Source organism: Delftia sp. DS1230 (assembly GCF_040112715.1).
GTDB lineage: Bacteria > Pseudomonadota > Gammaproteobacteria > Burkholderiales > Burkholderiaceae_C > Comamonas > Comamonas tsuruhatensis.
This window is the reverse complement of record NZ_CP157763.1, coordinates 5713394-5728121: the sequence shown is the minus strand read 5'-3', so window position 1 is coordinate 5728121 and position 14728 is coordinate 5713394. Positions and strand designations below refer to the sequence as shown.

Below are 14728 nucleotides of genomic sequence, written 5' to 3'. Positions count from 1 at the left end.
GACGGCAGGGGGTACGGGGTGCCTAGTATGGCAACGGTGCGGCCAGCCGCTGTCTCGAATTCCCTGCACTCGGTCCGACAGGCTCAGCCGGGCGATGCCGCGCCCAGCACCTTGTAGAGGTAGGAGCGCGAGATGCCCAGCTCCTGCGCGGCCAGCTTCTTGTTGCCGCCGCAGCGTGCGATGGCGTCGAGGATGGCGTTGCGCTCCTGGTCCTTGAGCGGGGCCACGGCGCCGGTGGAGGGCATGCCAGGCTCGGCGACGGGCGAAGGTCGTGCGCCGGCCAGCGGGTCCTCGTGGCGCGCGAAGTTGTCCACGCCCAGCAGGTGGCCGTCGCAGAACACCAGGGCCTCTTCCACGCGCTGTCGCAGCTGGCGCACATTGCCGGGCCAGGCCTGGCGGGCCAGGTAGGGCATGACACCGGGCGCGATGCGCGGCAGCGCAATGCCGTTGCGCTCGCAGAACGACTGGGCAAAGCGCTGCACCAGGGCCGGGATGTCCTCCAGGCGCTGGCGCAGGGCGGGCACATGCAGCACCACGCCGCTGAGGCGGTAGAACAGGTCCAGCCGGAAGCGGCCGCTGTCGATGAGGCCGCGCAGGTCGCGGTGCGTGGCGGCCACGATGCGGAAGTTCACCTGCCGGCCGCTGCGCGCGCCCAGGCGCTGCACCTGGCGGTCCTCCAGCACGCGCAGCAGCTTGACCTGGATCTCCATGGGAATGTCGGCCACTTCGTCGAGGAAGAGCGTGCCGCCCTCGGCCTGCTCCAGCTTGCCGGGCTGGCCCTGCCGGCGCCCGCCCGTGAAGGCGCCGGCCTCGTAGCCGAACAGCTCGGACTCGATCAGCGTGGCCGGCAGGGCCGCGAGGTTGAGGCTGACCAGGGGCGCGTCGGCATCGCGCCCGCGCGCATGCAGGGCCTGGGCCACCAGTTCCTTGCCGCTGCCGCTCTCGCCCAGGATGAGCACGGGCACGTCCAGCCGCGCCACGGCGTCGATCTCGCGTGCCAGCCTTTGCATGGGGGCACTGGCGCCCACCATCTGCGCCGTGGGCGTGCCGCCGCGCAACTGGCTCAGTTCGCGCTTGTAGTGCTGCACCTCGTCATGCAGCTGGTTCAGCCGCTGCTGCATGCGGTTGAGTGCCTCCACGCCGCTGAAGCTGACCTGGCCCACGGCGCCCACCACGGCGCCGCCCTCGTAGACCGGCATGCGGTTGACGATGCGGCTCACGCCCGGCCCCAGCTGCTGCAGGTCGCCGATCTCGGCGCGGCCGCTGCGTGCCACATGGGGCAGGCGCGAGTTGGGGATCACGTCCTCCGCGCGCCGGCCTGCGGCCGTGCCTGGCGCCAGGCCGAAGAACTTCTCGTGCACGGGGCTGATGTAGCGCATCAGCCCTTCATGGTCGGCCACCGTGATCGCCTGGTACGGGTTGGTCAGGAACATGTTGAGGATGGCGAAGGCGAAGGGCACGCTGGCCACCATGTCGAACAGCGCCGCCGCCTCGTCGGCCGGGCGCAGCAGGGCGACCTCGCCCTCGGCATCGGCCAGCACCACGGCCACATGGCGGGCCACCGTGCCGCGCGGGCCCGGTGTTTCCACGTGCAGCAACTGGCCATGGCCGATGGGGTTGTGCCCGTCGCCGTGCGCGCGGGCCAGGGCCTCGGTGACGGCTGCATGCAGCAGCGGCTCCTGCGCCAGGCCCAGCCGCGCCACGGGCTCGGGCGAGTCGCGCCGCCAGACGAGAACGCCGAATCGGTGGTCGGGGGAGCTGGGCATGGGCATGGCGGGCAGTGGCTGGGATTGAACGCACTCTAGCGGCGCGCAGGCCACGGGTCTGTCCCCGTGGTGTCTCCATTGAAGACAGCGCTCAACCCGTGTCTTCGAGGTTGTCCTTGATGTGGACACACGGAGATCGACTGTGGAAAAAATCCTTTGAATTCAACGCACTGCGTTCTGGCACGCCTTGTGCATCTCCACAGGCAAAAGGAGACACGACGACATGAGCTGGCAACCCGAAGTGGACGAGATCGCATACCGCCGCGCACTGGCGGCCAAACTGGGCGGAGAGGACAAGGTGGCGCGGCACAAGGCCGCCGGCAAGCTCACGGTGCGCGAGCGCATCGATGCCTGCACGGACGCGCAGTCCTTCGTGGAGGTGGGCTCGCTCACCGGCTCGGGCCAGTACGACGGCCTGGGCCGGCTGACGGACTTCACGCCCTCCAACCTCATCATGGGCCGGGCACGCGTGGGCGGGCGGCCCGTGGTCGTGGTGGGCGACGATTTCACGGTGCGCGGCGGCGCCAACGACGGCGCCGTGGGCGACAAGCTGATCTTTGCCGAGAAGATGGCGCACGACCTGCGCCTGCCCATGGTGCGCCTGGTGGACGGCACGGGCGGCGGCGGCTCGGTGCGCAACATCGAGACCAAGGGCTACACCAGCGTGCCCACCATGAAGGTCTGGAGCCAGGTGGTGCAGAACCTGTCCACCGTGCCCGTGGTCTCGCTGGCCCTGGGCTCGGTGGCCGGCATGGGCGCGGCGCGCGTGGCCTCCAGCCATTACTCGGTGATGGTCAGGGAGACGGCCCAGCTGTTCAATGCCGGCCCGCCCGTGGTGGCGCGCATCGGCCAGAACGTGACCAAGAACGAGCTGGGCGGCAGCCAGGTGCACACGCGCAACGGCGTGGTCGATGACGAGGTGGCCACCGAGCAGGAGGCCTTCGAGCGCGTGCGCCGCTTCCTGTCCTACCTGCCATCGTCGGTGTACGAGCTGCCTGCGCGCACCGCGGCGCAGGACGATCCGCGGCGGCGCGACGAATGGCTGCTGTCGGCCATTCCGCGTGATGGCCGCAAGGTCTACAAGATCCGGCCCATCGTCGAATGCCTGGTCGATGAGGGCTCCTTCCTGGAGACGGGCCGCCACTGGGGCCGGGCCATCGTCACCGGGCTGGCGCGCATCGACGGCTGGCCCGTGGCCGTGGTGGCCAGCGACCCGTACTTCTACGGCGGCGGCTGGGACGGTCCCTCGGCCGAGAAGTTCACGCGCTTCGTGGACATGGCCCAGACCTTCCACCTGCCCGTGGTCAACCTGGTGGACATCGCGGGCTTCCAGATCGGCGTGGAGGCCGAGAAGGCCGGCGTCATGCGCTACGGCGTGCGCGCCCTGGCCGCCGTCTACCAGGCCACCGTGCCCTGGTGCAGCATCCTTATCCGCCGCGCCTACGGCGTGGCGGCGGCCGGCCACCAGCACATGGGCCGCTTCAACTTCCGCTATGCCTGGCCCTCGGCCAACTGGGGCTCGCTGCCCATCGAGGGCGGGCTGGAGGTGGCCTACAAGGCCGAGATCGAAGGCGCCGACGACCCCGTGCAAAAGCGCGCCGAGATCGAGCAGCGCGTGCGCAGCCTGACCTCGCCCTTCCGCACGGCCGAGGCCTTCGGCATCGACGAGGTGATCGATCCGCGCGACACGCGCGCCCTGCTCAGCGAATTCGTGGAACTGGCCGCGCCGCTGCGCGAGGCCGGAGCGCCGCAGTTCGGCCTGCGGCCCTGAACGCATAAAAAACCCAAGGAGACAAAGCAATGGCAACCAGACAACCGCGCGCGCCCTCGCGCCGCACCGCCCTGGCCCTGTGCCTGGCGCCGTGCCTGACCATCTGCGCCGCGACGGCGGCCCAGGCCCAGGCCCCCCAGGAGGACAAGTGGCCCACGCGCCCCGTGCGCATCGTGGTCGGCTTCCCTGCAGGCTCGTTCACCGACACCATTGCACGCGCGCTGTCCGAGCCGCTGAGCAAGTCGCTGGGCCAGCCCGTGGTGGTGGAGAACAAGCCCGGCGCCAACGGCGCCATCGGCGTGGGCGAGGTGGCGCGCGCCGCGCCCGACGGCTACACCCTGCTGGTCACCAACTCCAGCAGCATCACCATCAACCCCCAGATCTACAAGAAGATCACCTACCGCGCCAAGGACTTCGCGCCCATCACCATGGTGCTGGATGCGCCCTTCATCCTCACCGTCAACCCCGAGTGGGCGCAGAAGCACCAGATCCGCTCGGCCAAGGACGTGATCGCCTTCGCCAAGGGCCATCCCGACAAGCTCAGCTACGGCTCTGCCGGCCCCGGCAACATCGCCCACCTGGCCTATGCGGCCTGGAGCAACCGCACGGGCGTGAAGACCACGCATGTGCCCTACAAGAGCGCATCGCAGGCGCAGATGGCCGTGCTCAGCGGCGAGCTGGACACGCAGTTCGACACCTGGAGCGCGCTGCCCCACATCGCCAGCGGCAAGCTCGTGGCGCTGGCCGTCACCGCGCCCCGGCGCATGCAGCAGCTGCCCGAGGTGCCCACCATGGCCGAGGCCGGCTATGCCGATTTCGACGTCACCTTCTGGGCCGGCCTGCTGGCGCCCGCGGGCACGCCGCCGGCCATCGTCAACCGGCTCTACGAGGCCTCCAGGGGCGTGCTGCAGGACGCACGCATCCGCGCCGTGCTCAGCAGCCAGGGCGAGCCCGTGATGATGCCGCCCGCGCCGTTCGGCCAGCGCATCGCCAAGGAAGTGGCCGACTGGGGCCAAGTCATCCAGCGCGAAGCCTTGTCTTTGGATTGATGAGGTACGCATGTCTCTGTTGCAAGCACTGAACCCCCGCTCCGTCGCCATCCTTGGCGCCTCCGACAATCCCATCAAGGCCGGTGGCCGGCCCATCGACTACCTGCGGCGCCATGGTTTCGCGGGCCGCATCCTGCCCGTCAATCCCAAGCGCGCCGAGGTCCAGGGCCTGGCCGCCTACCCCTCGCTGCGCGCGCTGCCCGAGGCGCCCGATGCCGTGGTCATCAGCCTGCCCGGCGAGGACGTGGCCGCCGCCATCGACGACTGCGTGGCCGTGGGCGCGCGCCTGGCCGTGATCTATTCCTCGGGCTTTGCGGAGCTGGGCGAGGAAGGCCGCCGGCAGCAGGCCGACCTGGTGGCGCGGGCGCGCCGGGCGCCAGGCGGCGGGCTGCGACTGTTCGGCCCCAACTGCCAGGGTGTGGCCAACTTCGCCACGGGCGCCATCCTCAACTTCTCGACCATGATCAACGAGAACGCGCCGGCCGACGGCCCCGTGGCCATCGTCAGCCAGAGCGGCGCGGGCGCGGCCATTCTCTACGGCGGCCTGCGCCGCGCGGGCATCGGCGTGCGCTACATGCTGTCCACGGGCAACGAGGCCGATGTCTGCGCAGCCGAAGCCGTGCGCGCCGTGGTCGAGGACGAAGGCATCCGCCTGGTCGTGCTCTACATCGAGACGCTCAGGCAAAGCGCCTGGCTGGCCGAGGCCGCGCGCCTGGCGCATGCGCGCGGCGTCACCATCCTGGCCGTGAAGGCCGGCCGCACGCGCGCAGGCCAGGCCACGGCCAGCTCGCACACGGGCGCGCTGGCGGCCGAGGACGCGCTGGCCGATGCCTTCCTGCGCCAGCACGGCATACCGCGCCTGGCCGACTTCCGCGAGCTGATCGACTACGCGCCGCTGTTCCTGTCCCAGCCCGCGCCGCGCGGTCGCCGCGTGGTCAGCATCAGCAATTCGGGCGCCACCTGCGTGCTGTCGGCCGACGCGGCCGAGGAATACGGCCTGGCCCTGGAGCCGTTCGATGCTGCCACGCTGGACAGCCTGTCCCAGGCCCTGCCGTCCTATGTCACGGCGCGCAATCCCATCGACATGACCACGGCCCTGCTGGGCAGGCCGCAGACCTTTGGCGACACGCTGCGGGCCTTGTCGGGCAGCGGTGCCGCCGATCTGGTGCACGTTGGCTTCCCGATCGGCGGCGAGGGCTATGACTTTGCCGACTTCGCGGGCCAGGCCAGCCGCTTTGCGCGCGACACCGGCGTGCCCATTGCGGTCAGCGTCAACCAGGACTGGGTGGCCCAGGCCTTCCAGGACCAGGGCGTGCCCACCTTCTGGAGCGAACGCGCCGCCATGCGCGGCCTGGCGCTGCTGGCCGAGCAGGCCGGCGGCAGGCAGGCACAGGCGCCGTCTGCCGAGGCATCGGTGCCGGTGGCGGCCTCCCGCTCCATCACGCTGGTTACGCTGGACGAGCCCTCCAGCCTGTCCGAGCTGGCCCGCGCCGGCCTGCCGGTGATGCGCCATCTGGTCTGCAGGAGCGAGGACGAGGTGCGCGCCGCCCTCGAATCCCTGCCGCTGCCCCTGGTGGCCAAGGGCGTGTCCGCCGATCTCTCGCACAAGTCCGAGCATGGCCTGGTGCGGCTCAACATCCGCGAGGCGGAGCAGGCGCTGCAGGCCTTTGGCGACTTCGCCGCCACGCTGGCCCGCCTGGGCGTGGCCGATGGCGGCCTGCTGCTGGGAGCCCAGCACAGGGCCGACTTCGAGCTGGCGCTGGGTGCCCATGTCGATGCCGAGTTCGGCGTGGTGGTCATGGTCGGCCAGGGCGGCGTGCTGGTGGAGGCGCTCAGGGACGTGCAGTTCCTTGTCGCCCCCTTCAGTGCGCGGCAGGCGCTGGATGCCCTTGCGCGCCTGTCCATCGCCCCGGCCTTTGCGGCCGTGCGCGGCATGCCTGCCGTGGAGCTGGACGCCGTGGCCGCCATGATGGTGCGGCTGGGCGACTGGATGCTGGCCCAGGGCGGGCGCGTGCAGTCGGTCGATGCCAATCCCGTGCTCGTGGCGCGCGGCGCGCAGGCGCCGGTGATCGTCGATGCGGTGGTGGCCGTGGCCGCCGCGCCAGCTGTGTCCTCGGAGGCGGCATGAGCGGCGCCCCGCACCCCATCCGCCGCGTGCTGGTCGCCAACCGGGGCGCCGTGGCCGCGCGCGTGATCCGCACGCTGCGGCGCATGGGCCTTGAATCCGTGGCCGTGTACTCCGAGGCCGATGCCGGCCTGCCCTATGTGCGCGCGGCCGACCAGTCCGTGTGCATAGGCCCTGCGCCCGCCGCGCAAAGCTATCTGGACCAGGCGCGGCTGCTGCAGGTGGCGCGCGAGACCGGCGCCGATGCCGTGCACCCGGGCTACGGCTTTCTCTCCGAGAACGCGGAGTTCGCCGAGGCCGTGCAGCGCCAGGGCCTGTGCTTCATCGGCCCCTCGCCGCACTGGATACGCACGCTGGGCCACAAGACCCAGGCGCGGGCCTTCATGGCCGCCCAGGGCATGCCGCAGGCGGCCAGCTCGGCCGTGCTGCACAGCGTGCAGGAGGCGCAGGCGGAGGCGGCGCGCATCGGCTTTCCCGTGCTGGTCAAGCCCGCAGGCGGGGGCGGCGGCATCGGCATGCTGCCCGCGCACGATGCACCGCAGCTGGAGGCCGCCTGGTCCAAGGCCAGCGGCATGGCCGCCAAGTATTTCGGCACGGCCGAGCTGTACCTGGAAAAGCTGATCGAGGCGCCGCGCCACATCGAGTTCCAGGTGCTGGCCGACCGCCATGGCGAGGTGCGCGTGCTGTTCGAGCGCGACTGCTCGGTGCAGCGCCGCCACCAGAAGGTGGTGGAAGAGGCCCGCCCCGCAGGCATTCCCGCGCAGGCCCTGGCCGACATGCGGCAACTGCTGGCCGGCCTGCTGGCGCGCACGGGCTATGACGTGATCGGCACCGTGGAGATGCTCTACACGCCGCAGCACGGCTTTGTCTTCCTGGAGATGAACACGCGGCTGCAGGTCGAGCATGCGGTGACCGAGGAGATCACGGGCATCGACATCGTCGAGGCCCAGATCCGCCTGGCCGCCGGCGAGCGCATGCGGGAGGTGCTGCCCGCCGAGCCCGTGGCCAGCGGCCATGCCATCGAGGCGCGCATCTATGCCGAAGACCCCGTGCGCTTCCTGCCCTCGCCGGGGCGCCTGGACCGCTTCGAGATGCCCCAGGGCGAAGGCCTGCGCGTGGAGACCGGCTATGCCCAGGGCTGCAGCGTCACGCCCTTCTACGACCCCATGGTCGCCAAGCTCGTGGCCCATGGCAGCGACCGCGCCCAGGCCATCGCACGGCTGCGCCAGGCACTGGCGCAGACCCGCATCGAGGGCGTGAAGACCAACATCCCCTTCATCGAACGCATCCTGGGCCACGCCGATTTCCTGGACCTGCGCATCGACACCGGCATCGCCCAGCGCGTGCTGGCCCCCCTTTGAAAGCCCTACCCATGACCACCACCCCGAACATGATCACAAGCCCCATCGCCGGCCTCGTGGCCGCTGTGGAAGTCGCCGAAGGCGGCACCGTCGCCCTGGGCGACACCCTCATCATCGTGGAGTCCATGAAGATGGAGATTCCCGTGGAAAGCGAGGTGGCAGGCGTCGTGCGCCGCATGCTCGTGGCCGTGGGCGAGCCGGTGGCCGAAGGCCAGGCGATTGCGGAGATCGGATGAACGCCGTTGGAATCTCCACCACCCCGGACCTGGAGGCCGCCGCGCTGGCGCGCGGCTACTTCGGCATCGACGTGCCCTTCATGTCCCATATCGGCCTGGAGCCCGTGAGCCTGGCGCCCGGTCTGGCCCGCACGCGCCTGCCCATGCGCCCGCACCTGGCCAACAGCCGGGGGCATGGCCATGGCGGCGCGCTGATGAGCGCGCTGGACTTCACGCTGAGCGCGGCCGCGCGCTCGTCCAACCCGCTGGGGCTGGGCGTGGTGACCATCGAGATGAGCACGCATTTCCTCGCCTCGGCCACCACCGACCTGCTGATCGAGGCACGCGTGCTGCGCGCAGGCGCGCGCACCGTGTTCTGCGAGGGCAATGTGCTGGACAGCGCAGGCCAGGCCGTGTGCACGGCGCGGGCCGTGTTCAAGCTGATCGCGCTGTAGCCTGGCTTCAGGCGCCGTCGCCTTCGGGCGCCGGCGGCAGCAGGTGCTGGCCGATCTGCTGCCAGGCCTTGGCCGCGTCATGCTGGCCGCCGAACATGTGGCAGCTGGCCGCCGTCATGGCCAGGCGGCCGTTTTCGGGTTCCAGGTCGAACGCCAGCTCGCATTGCGCGGCGGCGTTGCGCCACATCACCACGGCGTCTGGCGATTCTTCCTTTTGCAGCGCATGGGCTTCGGCCATCCAGGCCTGGGCCAGGCGAAACGCGCCCTCGGCCTGGTCGGGGTCGGCCTTGTGGGCCAGGTAGAACTGCTTGCCGGCCTGCTGCCACAGCGCCCGGGCCTGGGCGAAATCCTGGGTGGCGGCCCGCTGTGCCTGGGCCACCAGGGCATTGCCTTCGGCCAGCAGCGTTGCGTAGGAGGAGGGGGCGTCTTGCGTCATGGGGCGCCATTGTGCCGCCGCTCCGGTGCCTGTGTTCAGGCCGGGGAATCGCGCGGCGGGCTCGGGCTGTCGGGCAGTTCCAGGCCGATGCGCGTGAAGCCGCCTTCGGACTCGGCAAAGCAGCGCCCGCCGTGCATGCGCGCGATGGCGGCCACGATGGCCAGGCCCAGGCCATGGTTGCGGTCGGCCTGGCTGCGCGCGGCGTCGGCCCGGTAGAAGCGGTCGAACAGGCGGGGCAGGTGGGCGGGATCGATGGCCGGGCCCCGGTTGAGCACCGCCAGCGCCACATCACCGGCGCCGCCGTGGTGGGCACAGGGCCGTGCGCCTATCTGCACGGTGATGGTGGAGCCGCGCTGTGCATAGCGTGTGGCATTGCCCAGCAGGTTGGACAGCGCCCGGCGCAGCAGCCGCGCATCGACCTCGGCGGCCGCGTCGCCCTGGACGACGACCTGCAGGTCGGCCTCCTGCAGCGCGGCCTCGTGGAAGTCGATGACCTCGTGGGCCAGCGCGGCCAGGCTGGCCCAGGGCGCCAGGCGCGCGCCCTGGCCCCGGTCGGCCTGGGAGAGAAACAGCATGTCGGCCACGATGCCGGCCATGCGCCGCAGGTCCTCCAGGTTGGAAGCCAGCACCTCGCGCAGCTCGGCCTCGCTGCGCGGCTTGCGCAGGGCCAGCTCGCAGCTGCTGATCAGCGTGGTCAGCGGCGTGTTCAGCTCATGGGCCACGTCGGCGTTGAAGGCCTCCATCTGCCGGTAGGCCACGGACAGCCGCTCCAGCAGGGCGTTGAACTGTGCGATCAGCGGCCGCAGCTCCTGCGGCTGCCCGCTGTCGTCCAGGCGCCGCTGCAGGTCCTGGGCCGACAGCTGGCGCGTCTGCTCGGTCAGCTGTCGCAGCGGCGCCAGGCCCAGGCGCACCAGCCAGATGCCGGTCAGCGACACCAGCAGCGCGCCGCCCACGGCAGCCAGGGCCAGCGTCCAGGCCAGCAGGGACAGTTGCCGGTCGTCTTCGGCCCGGTCCAGCGTGAGCTGGGCACGGGCCTGCTGGCCGGAGTCGGCCAGCACGACCTCGAAGCTGCGCTGCAGCGTGCGGCCGGGATTCTTGGGCGTGCGCAGGCGTTCGTAGAGCACGCGGCCCTGCAGGTCGGTGATGCGCAGCGACATCTCGTCCAGGCCCGTGAGAAAGTCGTCCAGCATGTGGGCCAGCCCGGCTTCGTTGTGGGCGCTGCGGCTTTCGGTCATCAGGTGCAGCACGGCCTGCTGCTTGAGGTCCAGCGTCTCGTGCTGGTGCTGCTCCAGCGTCATCGATGCCACCCCGTAGACGGCCGCGCACACCAGGCCCAGGCCCAGCATGGTCTGCAGGGCCAGCCAGCGCGACAGGCGCCGGCCCAGGTGGGGAATGTCGGCAGGGGCAACGCTCACGGTGCGCGCGACTCCAGCACATAGCCCATGCCGCGCACCGTGTGCAGCAGGGGCTGCGCGAAGGGCTGGTCCAGCTTCAGGCGCAGGCGGCGCACGGCCACCTCGACCACATTGGTCTCGCTGTCGAAATTCATGTCCCAGACCTGGGAGGCCAGCTCGGTGCGCGACAGCACCTCGCCCTGGCGGCGCAGCAGCAGGCTCAGCAGGTTGAATTCCTTGGCCGTCAGGTCCAGGCGCTGGCCGGCGCGCGTGGCGCGGCGGCGTATCAGGTCCAGCTCCAGGTCGGCCATGCGCAGCATGGTGGCCTCGGCCGCCGGATGCGCCGTGCCGACACTGCGGCGCAGCAGCACATGCATGCGCGCCACCAGTTCGGAGAACGCGAAGGGCTTGACCAGGTAGTCGTCGGCGCCGCCCTGCAGGCCGCGCACGCGGTCCTCCACCTGGCCGCGCGCCGTCAGCATCAGCACCGGTGTCTGGCGCGACTGGCGCAGCGCCGCCAGCACGGCCAGGCCGTCGATGCCGGGCAGCATGCCGTCGAGCACGATGAGGTCGTAGGCCAGCTCGGTGGCCAGGTGCAGTCCGTCGATGCCGTTGTGCGCGACATCGACCACGAACCCCTCCTCGGTCAGGCCCTTGCGGAGGTAGTCGGCCAGCTTGGTTTCGTCTTCGATGACCAGGACTTTCATGCCGAGCATTGTCGGGGCAGGCAAGGGTTTTCGGAGATGACAAATTTGTCATGTGCCCGACAGCGCCGGGTCGCTGCGCCGCCCTAGACTCGCCGGCATGGGGCAGTCGCGATTGGGGTCAAACGCCATGCCCGACAATCCCGCACTTCTGCCATGCCCTCTTCCATGACCCGGCCCCGTCTTGCCGCCCTTGCCATCCTCGTGATCGCGCTGCTGTTCCAGTGGACCTGGATGGCGGCCGCTGCGCTGTGCCGCCACGACGGGCATGAGACCCGGCACTTCGGCCACCATGTCCATGGCGTGAGCCTGCACGGCATGGGTGCCGAGCGCCATGCGGGCACGGGCACGGATGCCGAGTCCGGCCCGCCTGCGCAAAAGGCCGACCAGGGCCTGCAGTCCTCGCTCAGCGTGGACTGCTCCATGTGCCACGCCTGGGTGGCCGCTGCCACACAGCACTGGCAGGCGGCGCCGGTGGCCCCGCCGCCCGCGCAATTCGCCGAGCCGCTGCGCCGGCATGCCTCGGCCGTGCTGCTGCGTCCCGACCGGCCCCGCTGGCAGGGCTGACGCTCCTGCAGCCGCCGGCCAGGCATTCGGCGTTGATCGCCCTGTTTCGCCCCGGACCGGCATTTTCCAGAAATCCCTTCGCGCGCAGCGGCCCTCGTCCGTGCGCGCCCTGTGGCGTGGGGCCTGATCGACCAAGCGATCACGCCTGATCCGCGCTGCGGGCAAGGAGCCCGTGTATGTCTTTTCCTTCGTCCTTTCCGTCGAGGACAGCCTTCGCACCGTGGGTGCTGGCGGCGCTGGCCGCCTGCGGCGTCGTGCAGGCCGCCGAGCCACCGGCCGATTCCGTGGCGCCACCCGCCTTTGCAGGCGCATCCCTTCCTGATGGCCCGCCGCTGGACCTGCAGCAGGCACTGGCCCTGGCGCTGGACGGCAATCCCGGCCTGCGCGCGGCCCGCCAGGCGCTGGCCGCCACGGAGGGGGCCGTGCTGCAAAGCCAGGCCCGGCCCAATCCCGAGCTGGCCTGGTCGCAGGAGGACACGCGCCGCAGCACCCGCACGCTGACCGTGCAGCTGAACCAGACCCTGGAAGTGGGCGGCAAGCGCGAGGCCCGCATGCGCGTGGCCGAGCGCGGCCGCGACCTGGCCCGCGCCGAACTGGCAGGGACCGAGGCCGCGCTGCGCGCCGATGTGGGCGCGGCCTTTTTCGGCGTGCTGGCCGCGCAGCAGCGCGTGGTCCTGGCCGGGCAGACGCTGGAGATCGCCAGCAGCGCGCGCGAGGCGGCGGCCCGGCGCGTGGCGGCCGGCAAGGTGGCGCCGCTGGAGGAGACCCGGGCCCGCGTGGCCGAGTCCGGCGCCCTGCTGGAGCAGGCCCGGGCCCGCTCTGCCCTGCGCGTGGCGCGCGGCCAGCTGCAGGCGCTGTGGGGCGAGAGCGTGCGCCCCTTCGGCCAGGCCGAGGGCGCCGTGGACGCGCTGCCCCAGCTGCCGGAACTGGCAGCCCTGCAGCAGCGCATCGAACAGGCTCCCGCCGTGCTGCGTGCGCGCCAGGCGCTGGAGCAAAGCCGCGCCACGGCCGAGCTGGAGCGTGCGCGCCGCCTGCCCGATCCCACCGTCAGCCTGGGCGTCAAGCGCGCCACCGAGGTCGGGCGCAACCAGCTCGTGGTCGGCGTCTCCGTGCCCCTGCCCGTGCTCGACAGCAACCGGGGCAACCAGCTGCAGGCCCTGCGCCTGGCCGACCAGGCCGAGGAGCAATTGCTGGCCACGCGCGTTCAGCTGCAGGCCCAGCTGTTCGAGGCGCGCGAGCTGCTGCAGTCCAGCCGCGAGCAAGCGCGCCAGCTGGCCGAGGAGGTGCTGCCCACGGCGCGCACGGCCTACGAGCTGGCTTCGCGCGGCTTTGCGCTGGGCAAGTTCGCCTACCTGGACGTGCTGGACGCGCAGCGCACCTGGTCCGAGGCGCGCAGCCAGTACCTGGACCAGCTGCTGGCCACGCACCGCGCCGCCGCCGACATCGACCGCCTGCTCGGCACAGAAGCCGGCCTCTGACCCCGATAGCGACCTGATTGCATCCAGACCATGAACAACAAGCCCTCCTCCTCCCCCCTGGCACCGCGCCGCACCCTTGTGGCCATTGCCGTCATCCTGGCCGTGGGTGCGCTGGCCGCCACGCTGATCCTGCGCAGCGGCCCGCCGGGTGCCGCCAAGGCCGACAGCCATGGCCACGGCCACAGCGAGGCCGCAGGCCATGCCGATGGCGAGCACCACGGCGCTGCAGCCGGAGATGGCCACAAGCACGATGAAGGCCATGCCGACGATGAACACCATGAAGATTCCAAGGCGGAAAAAGCCGAGGCCAAGCCTGCCGCCCAACCTGCCGCCAAACCGGCTGCAGAAGCCGGCCATGGCGACGACGAAGGCCTGATCGCCATGGACGCCCAGCGCATGCAGGCGGCCGGCGTGCGCCTGGCCGAGGCCGGCCCGGCCACCGTGCGCTCCGTGCTGCAGCTGCCCGGGGAGATCCGCTTCAACGAAGACCGCACGGCCCACGTCGTGCCGCGCGTGGCCGGAATTGCCGAGAGTGTTCCCGCCAACCTGGGCCAGAACGTGAAGAAGGGCCAGCTGCTGGCCGTGCTCAGCAGCGCCGCCGTCTCCGAGCAGCGCAGCGAACTGCTGGCCGCCAGCAAGCGCCTGGAGCTGGCCCGCACCACCTATGCGCGTGAAAAGCAGCTGTGGGAGGAAAAGGTCTCGGCCGAGCAGGACTACCTGCAGGCGCGCCAGGCGCTGCGCGAGGCCGAGATCGCCGTCTCCAACGCCCAGCAGAAGCTGGCCGCCACGGGCGCCGGTGCCGGCGGTGGTGCGGGCGGGCTCAACCGCTTCGAGCTGCGCGCGCCGTTTGACGGCGTGATCGTGGAAAAGCACCTGTCCGTGGGCGAGGCCGTGCAGGACACCACCCAGGTCTTCACCATCTCCGACCTGCGCAGCGTCTGGGCCGAGATGCGCGTGGCCGCGCCCGACCTGCCCGCCGTGCGCGTGGGCGAGAAGGCCACGGTGCGCGCCACGGCCTTCGACTCCTCGGCCACGGGCGAGGTGGCCTATGTGGGCGCACTGATCGGCCAGGACACGCGCACGGCCCCCGCGCGCATCACCCTGCCCAACCCCGACGGCGTGTGGCGCCCGGGCCTGTTCGTGAATGTGGAGCTGACGGCATCGTCCCGGCAGGCGCCGCTGGCCGTGGCCACGCAGGCACTGCAGAAGATGGAGCAGCAGACCGTGGTCTTCGTGCCCGTGCAGGGGGGCTTTCGCGCCCAGCCGGTACGCGTGGGCCGCGCCGACGGCAAGACCACCGAGGTGCTGGAAGGCCTGAAACCCGGCCAATCCTACGTGGCCGAGGGCAGCTTCATGCTCAAGGCCGAGCTGGGCAAGGCCACGGCCGAGCACTCCCATTGATGCGGG

At 71.3% G+C, this 14728-nt stretch carries 13 protein-coding genes; 9 read left to right on the top strand and 4 right to left on the bottom strand.

What is annotated here, in order from left to right:
* Positions 1-83 precede the first annotated feature (83 nt).
* Positions 84-1766, bottom strand: a complete 1683-nt coding sequence (locus AAN986_RS25740) for a sigma-54-dependent Fis family transcriptional regulator (RefSeq protein ID WP_047219591.1) — start codon at positions 1764-1766, stop codon at positions 84-86.
* A gap of 223 nt (positions 1767-1989) precedes the next feature.
* On the opposite strand from AAN986_RS25740, the gene AAN986_RS25735 reads away from it, so the two are divergent.
* The 6 genes from AAN986_RS25735 to AAN986_RS25710 are packed head-to-tail and all read left to right on the top strand — an operon-like array spanning position 1990 to position 8742.
* Positions 1990-3537 carry a carboxyl transferase domain-containing protein gene (locus AAN986_RS25735; RefSeq protein WP_016451977.1) on the top strand — a complete coding sequence of 516 codons (1548 nt, stop codon included), beginning with the start codon at positions 1990-1992 and terminating at the stop codon, positions 3535-3537.
* A gap of 29 nt (positions 3538-3566) precedes the next feature.
* Positions 3567-4586: a tripartite tricarboxylate transporter substrate binding protein gene (locus tag AAN986_RS25730; protein WP_016451976.1), complete on the top strand. Its 1020-nt coding sequence runs from the start codon at positions 3567-3569 to the stop codon at positions 4584-4586.
* Positions 4587-4596: 10 nt separating this feature from the next.
* The gene (locus tag AAN986_RS25725) at positions 4597-6714 is read left to right on the top strand and encodes an acetate--CoA ligase family protein (protein WP_047219579.1); all 2118 of its coding nucleotides are present in this window, start codon (positions 4597-4599) and stop codon (positions 6712-6714) included.
* The gene (locus AAN986_RS25720) at positions 6711-8072 is read left to right on the top strand and encodes a biotin carboxylase N-terminal domain-containing protein (RefSeq protein WP_047219578.1); all 1362 of its coding nucleotides are present in this window, start codon (positions 6711-6713) and stop codon (positions 8070-8072) included. The genes AAN986_RS25725 and AAN986_RS25720 overlap by 4 nt, the downstream gene beginning before the upstream one ends.
* A gap of 11 nt (positions 8073-8083) precedes the next feature.
* On the top strand, positions 8084-8308 hold the full coding sequence (locus AAN986_RS25715; protein ID WP_047219577.1) for an acetyl-CoA carboxylase biotin carboxyl carrier protein subunit: 225 nt from the start codon (positions 8084-8086) through the stop codon (positions 8306-8308).
* The gene (locus tag AAN986_RS25710) at positions 8305-8742 is read left to right on the top strand and encodes a PaaI family thioesterase (RefSeq protein ID WP_016451973.1); all 438 of its coding nucleotides are present in this window, start codon (positions 8305-8307) and stop codon (positions 8740-8742) included. Before AAN986_RS25715 ends, AAN986_RS25710 begins: the two co-directional genes overlap by 4 nt.
* 7 nt (positions 8743-8749) lie before the next feature.
* On the opposite strand, the gene AAN986_RS25705 is transcribed toward AAN986_RS25710, so the two are convergent.
* The 3 genes from AAN986_RS25705 to AAN986_RS25695 are packed head-to-tail and all read right to left on the bottom strand — an operon-like array spanning position 8750 to position 11279.
* Complete coding sequence (locus AAN986_RS25705; protein WP_013804407.1) at positions 8750-9178, bottom strand: hypothetical protein; 429 nt, start codon at positions 9176-9178, stop codon at positions 8750-8752.
* A 35-nt stretch (positions 9179-9213) separates the two neighbouring features.
* On the bottom strand, positions 9214-10593 hold the full coding sequence (locus AAN986_RS25700) for a heavy metal sensor histidine kinase (RefSeq protein ID WP_047219575.1): 1380 nt from the start codon (positions 10591-10593) through the stop codon (positions 9214-9216).
* A complete protein-coding gene (locus AAN986_RS25695; protein WP_070081018.1) occupies positions 10590-11279 on the bottom strand; it encodes a heavy metal response regulator transcription factor in 690 nt (229 codons plus the stop codon). The genes AAN986_RS25700 and AAN986_RS25695 overlap by 4 nt, the downstream gene beginning before the upstream one ends.
* Positions 11280-11432: 153 nt before the next feature.
* Between AAN986_RS25695 and AAN986_RS25690 the strand changes: the two genes are divergently transcribed.
* From AAN986_RS25690 to AAN986_RS25680, 3 genes are all read left to right on the top strand, one after another.
* Positions 11433-11843, top strand: a complete 411-nt coding sequence (locus AAN986_RS25690) for a hypothetical protein (RefSeq protein WP_223275155.1) — start codon at positions 11433-11435, stop codon at positions 11841-11843.
* Between the two features lie 176 nt (positions 11844-12019).
* Positions 12020-13321 (top strand): TolC family protein, encoded by a 1302-nt coding sequence (locus AAN986_RS25685; protein ID WP_154835959.1) that lies wholly within the window; start codon positions 12020-12022, stop codon positions 13319-13321.
* 30 nt (positions 13322-13351) lie between these two features.
* Positions 13352-14722 carry an efflux RND transporter periplasmic adaptor subunit gene (locus tag AAN986_RS25680; protein ID WP_047219789.1) on the top strand — a complete coding sequence of 457 codons (1371 nt, stop codon included), beginning with the start codon at positions 13352-13354 and terminating at the stop codon, positions 14720-14722.
* The last annotated feature ends 6 nt before the right edge of the window (positions 14723-14728 follow it).

Bases quoted from the DNA above. Each gene is read 5' to 3' on its own strand.
- AAN986_RS25730 (WP_016451976.1), top strand. From the start codon at position 3,567: ATGGCAACCAGACAACCGCGCGCGCCCTCGCGCCGCACCGCCCTGGCC.
- AAN986_RS25705 (WP_013804407.1), bottom strand. From the start codon at position 9,178: ATGACGCAAGACGCCCCCTCCTCCTACGCAACGCTGCTGGCCGAAGGC.
- AAN986_RS25715 (WP_047219577.1), top strand. From the start codon at position 8,084: ATGACCACCACCCCGAACATGATCACAAGCCCCATCGCCGGCCTCGTG.
- AAN986_RS25725 (WP_047219579.1), top strand. From the start codon at position 4,597: ATGTCTCTGTTGCAAGCACTGAACCCCCGCTCCGTCGCCATCCTTGGC.
- AAN986_RS25720 (WP_047219578.1), top strand. From the start codon at position 6,711: ATGAGCGGCGCCCCGCACCCCATCCGCCGCGTGCTGGTCGCCAACCGG.
- AAN986_RS25710 (WP_016451973.1), top strand. From the start codon at position 8,305: ATGAACGCCGTTGGAATCTCCACCACCCCGGACCTGGAGGCCGCCGCG.
- AAN986_RS25735 (WP_016451977.1), top strand. From the start codon at position 1,990: ATGAGCTGGCAACCCGAAGTGGACGAGATCGCATACCGCCGCGCACTG.
- AAN986_RS25740 (WP_047219591.1), bottom strand. From the start codon at position 1,766: ATGCCCAGCTCCCCCGACCACCGATTCGGCGTTCTCGTCTGGCGGCGC.
- AAN986_RS25680 (WP_047219789.1), top strand. From the start codon at position 13,352: ATGAACAACAAGCCCTCCTCCTCCCCCCTGGCACCGCGCCGCACCCTT.
- AAN986_RS25685 (WP_154835959.1), top strand. From the start codon at position 12,020: ATGTCTTTTCCTTCGTCCTTTCCGTCGAGGACAGCCTTCGCACCGTGG.
- AAN986_RS25690 (WP_223275155.1), top strand. From the start codon at position 11,433: ATGCCCTCTTCCATGACCCGGCCCCGTCTTGCCGCCCTTGCCATCCTC.
- AAN986_RS25695 (WP_070081018.1), bottom strand. From the start codon at position 11,279: ATGAAAGTCCTGGTCATCGAAGACGAAACCAAGCTGGCCGACTACCTC.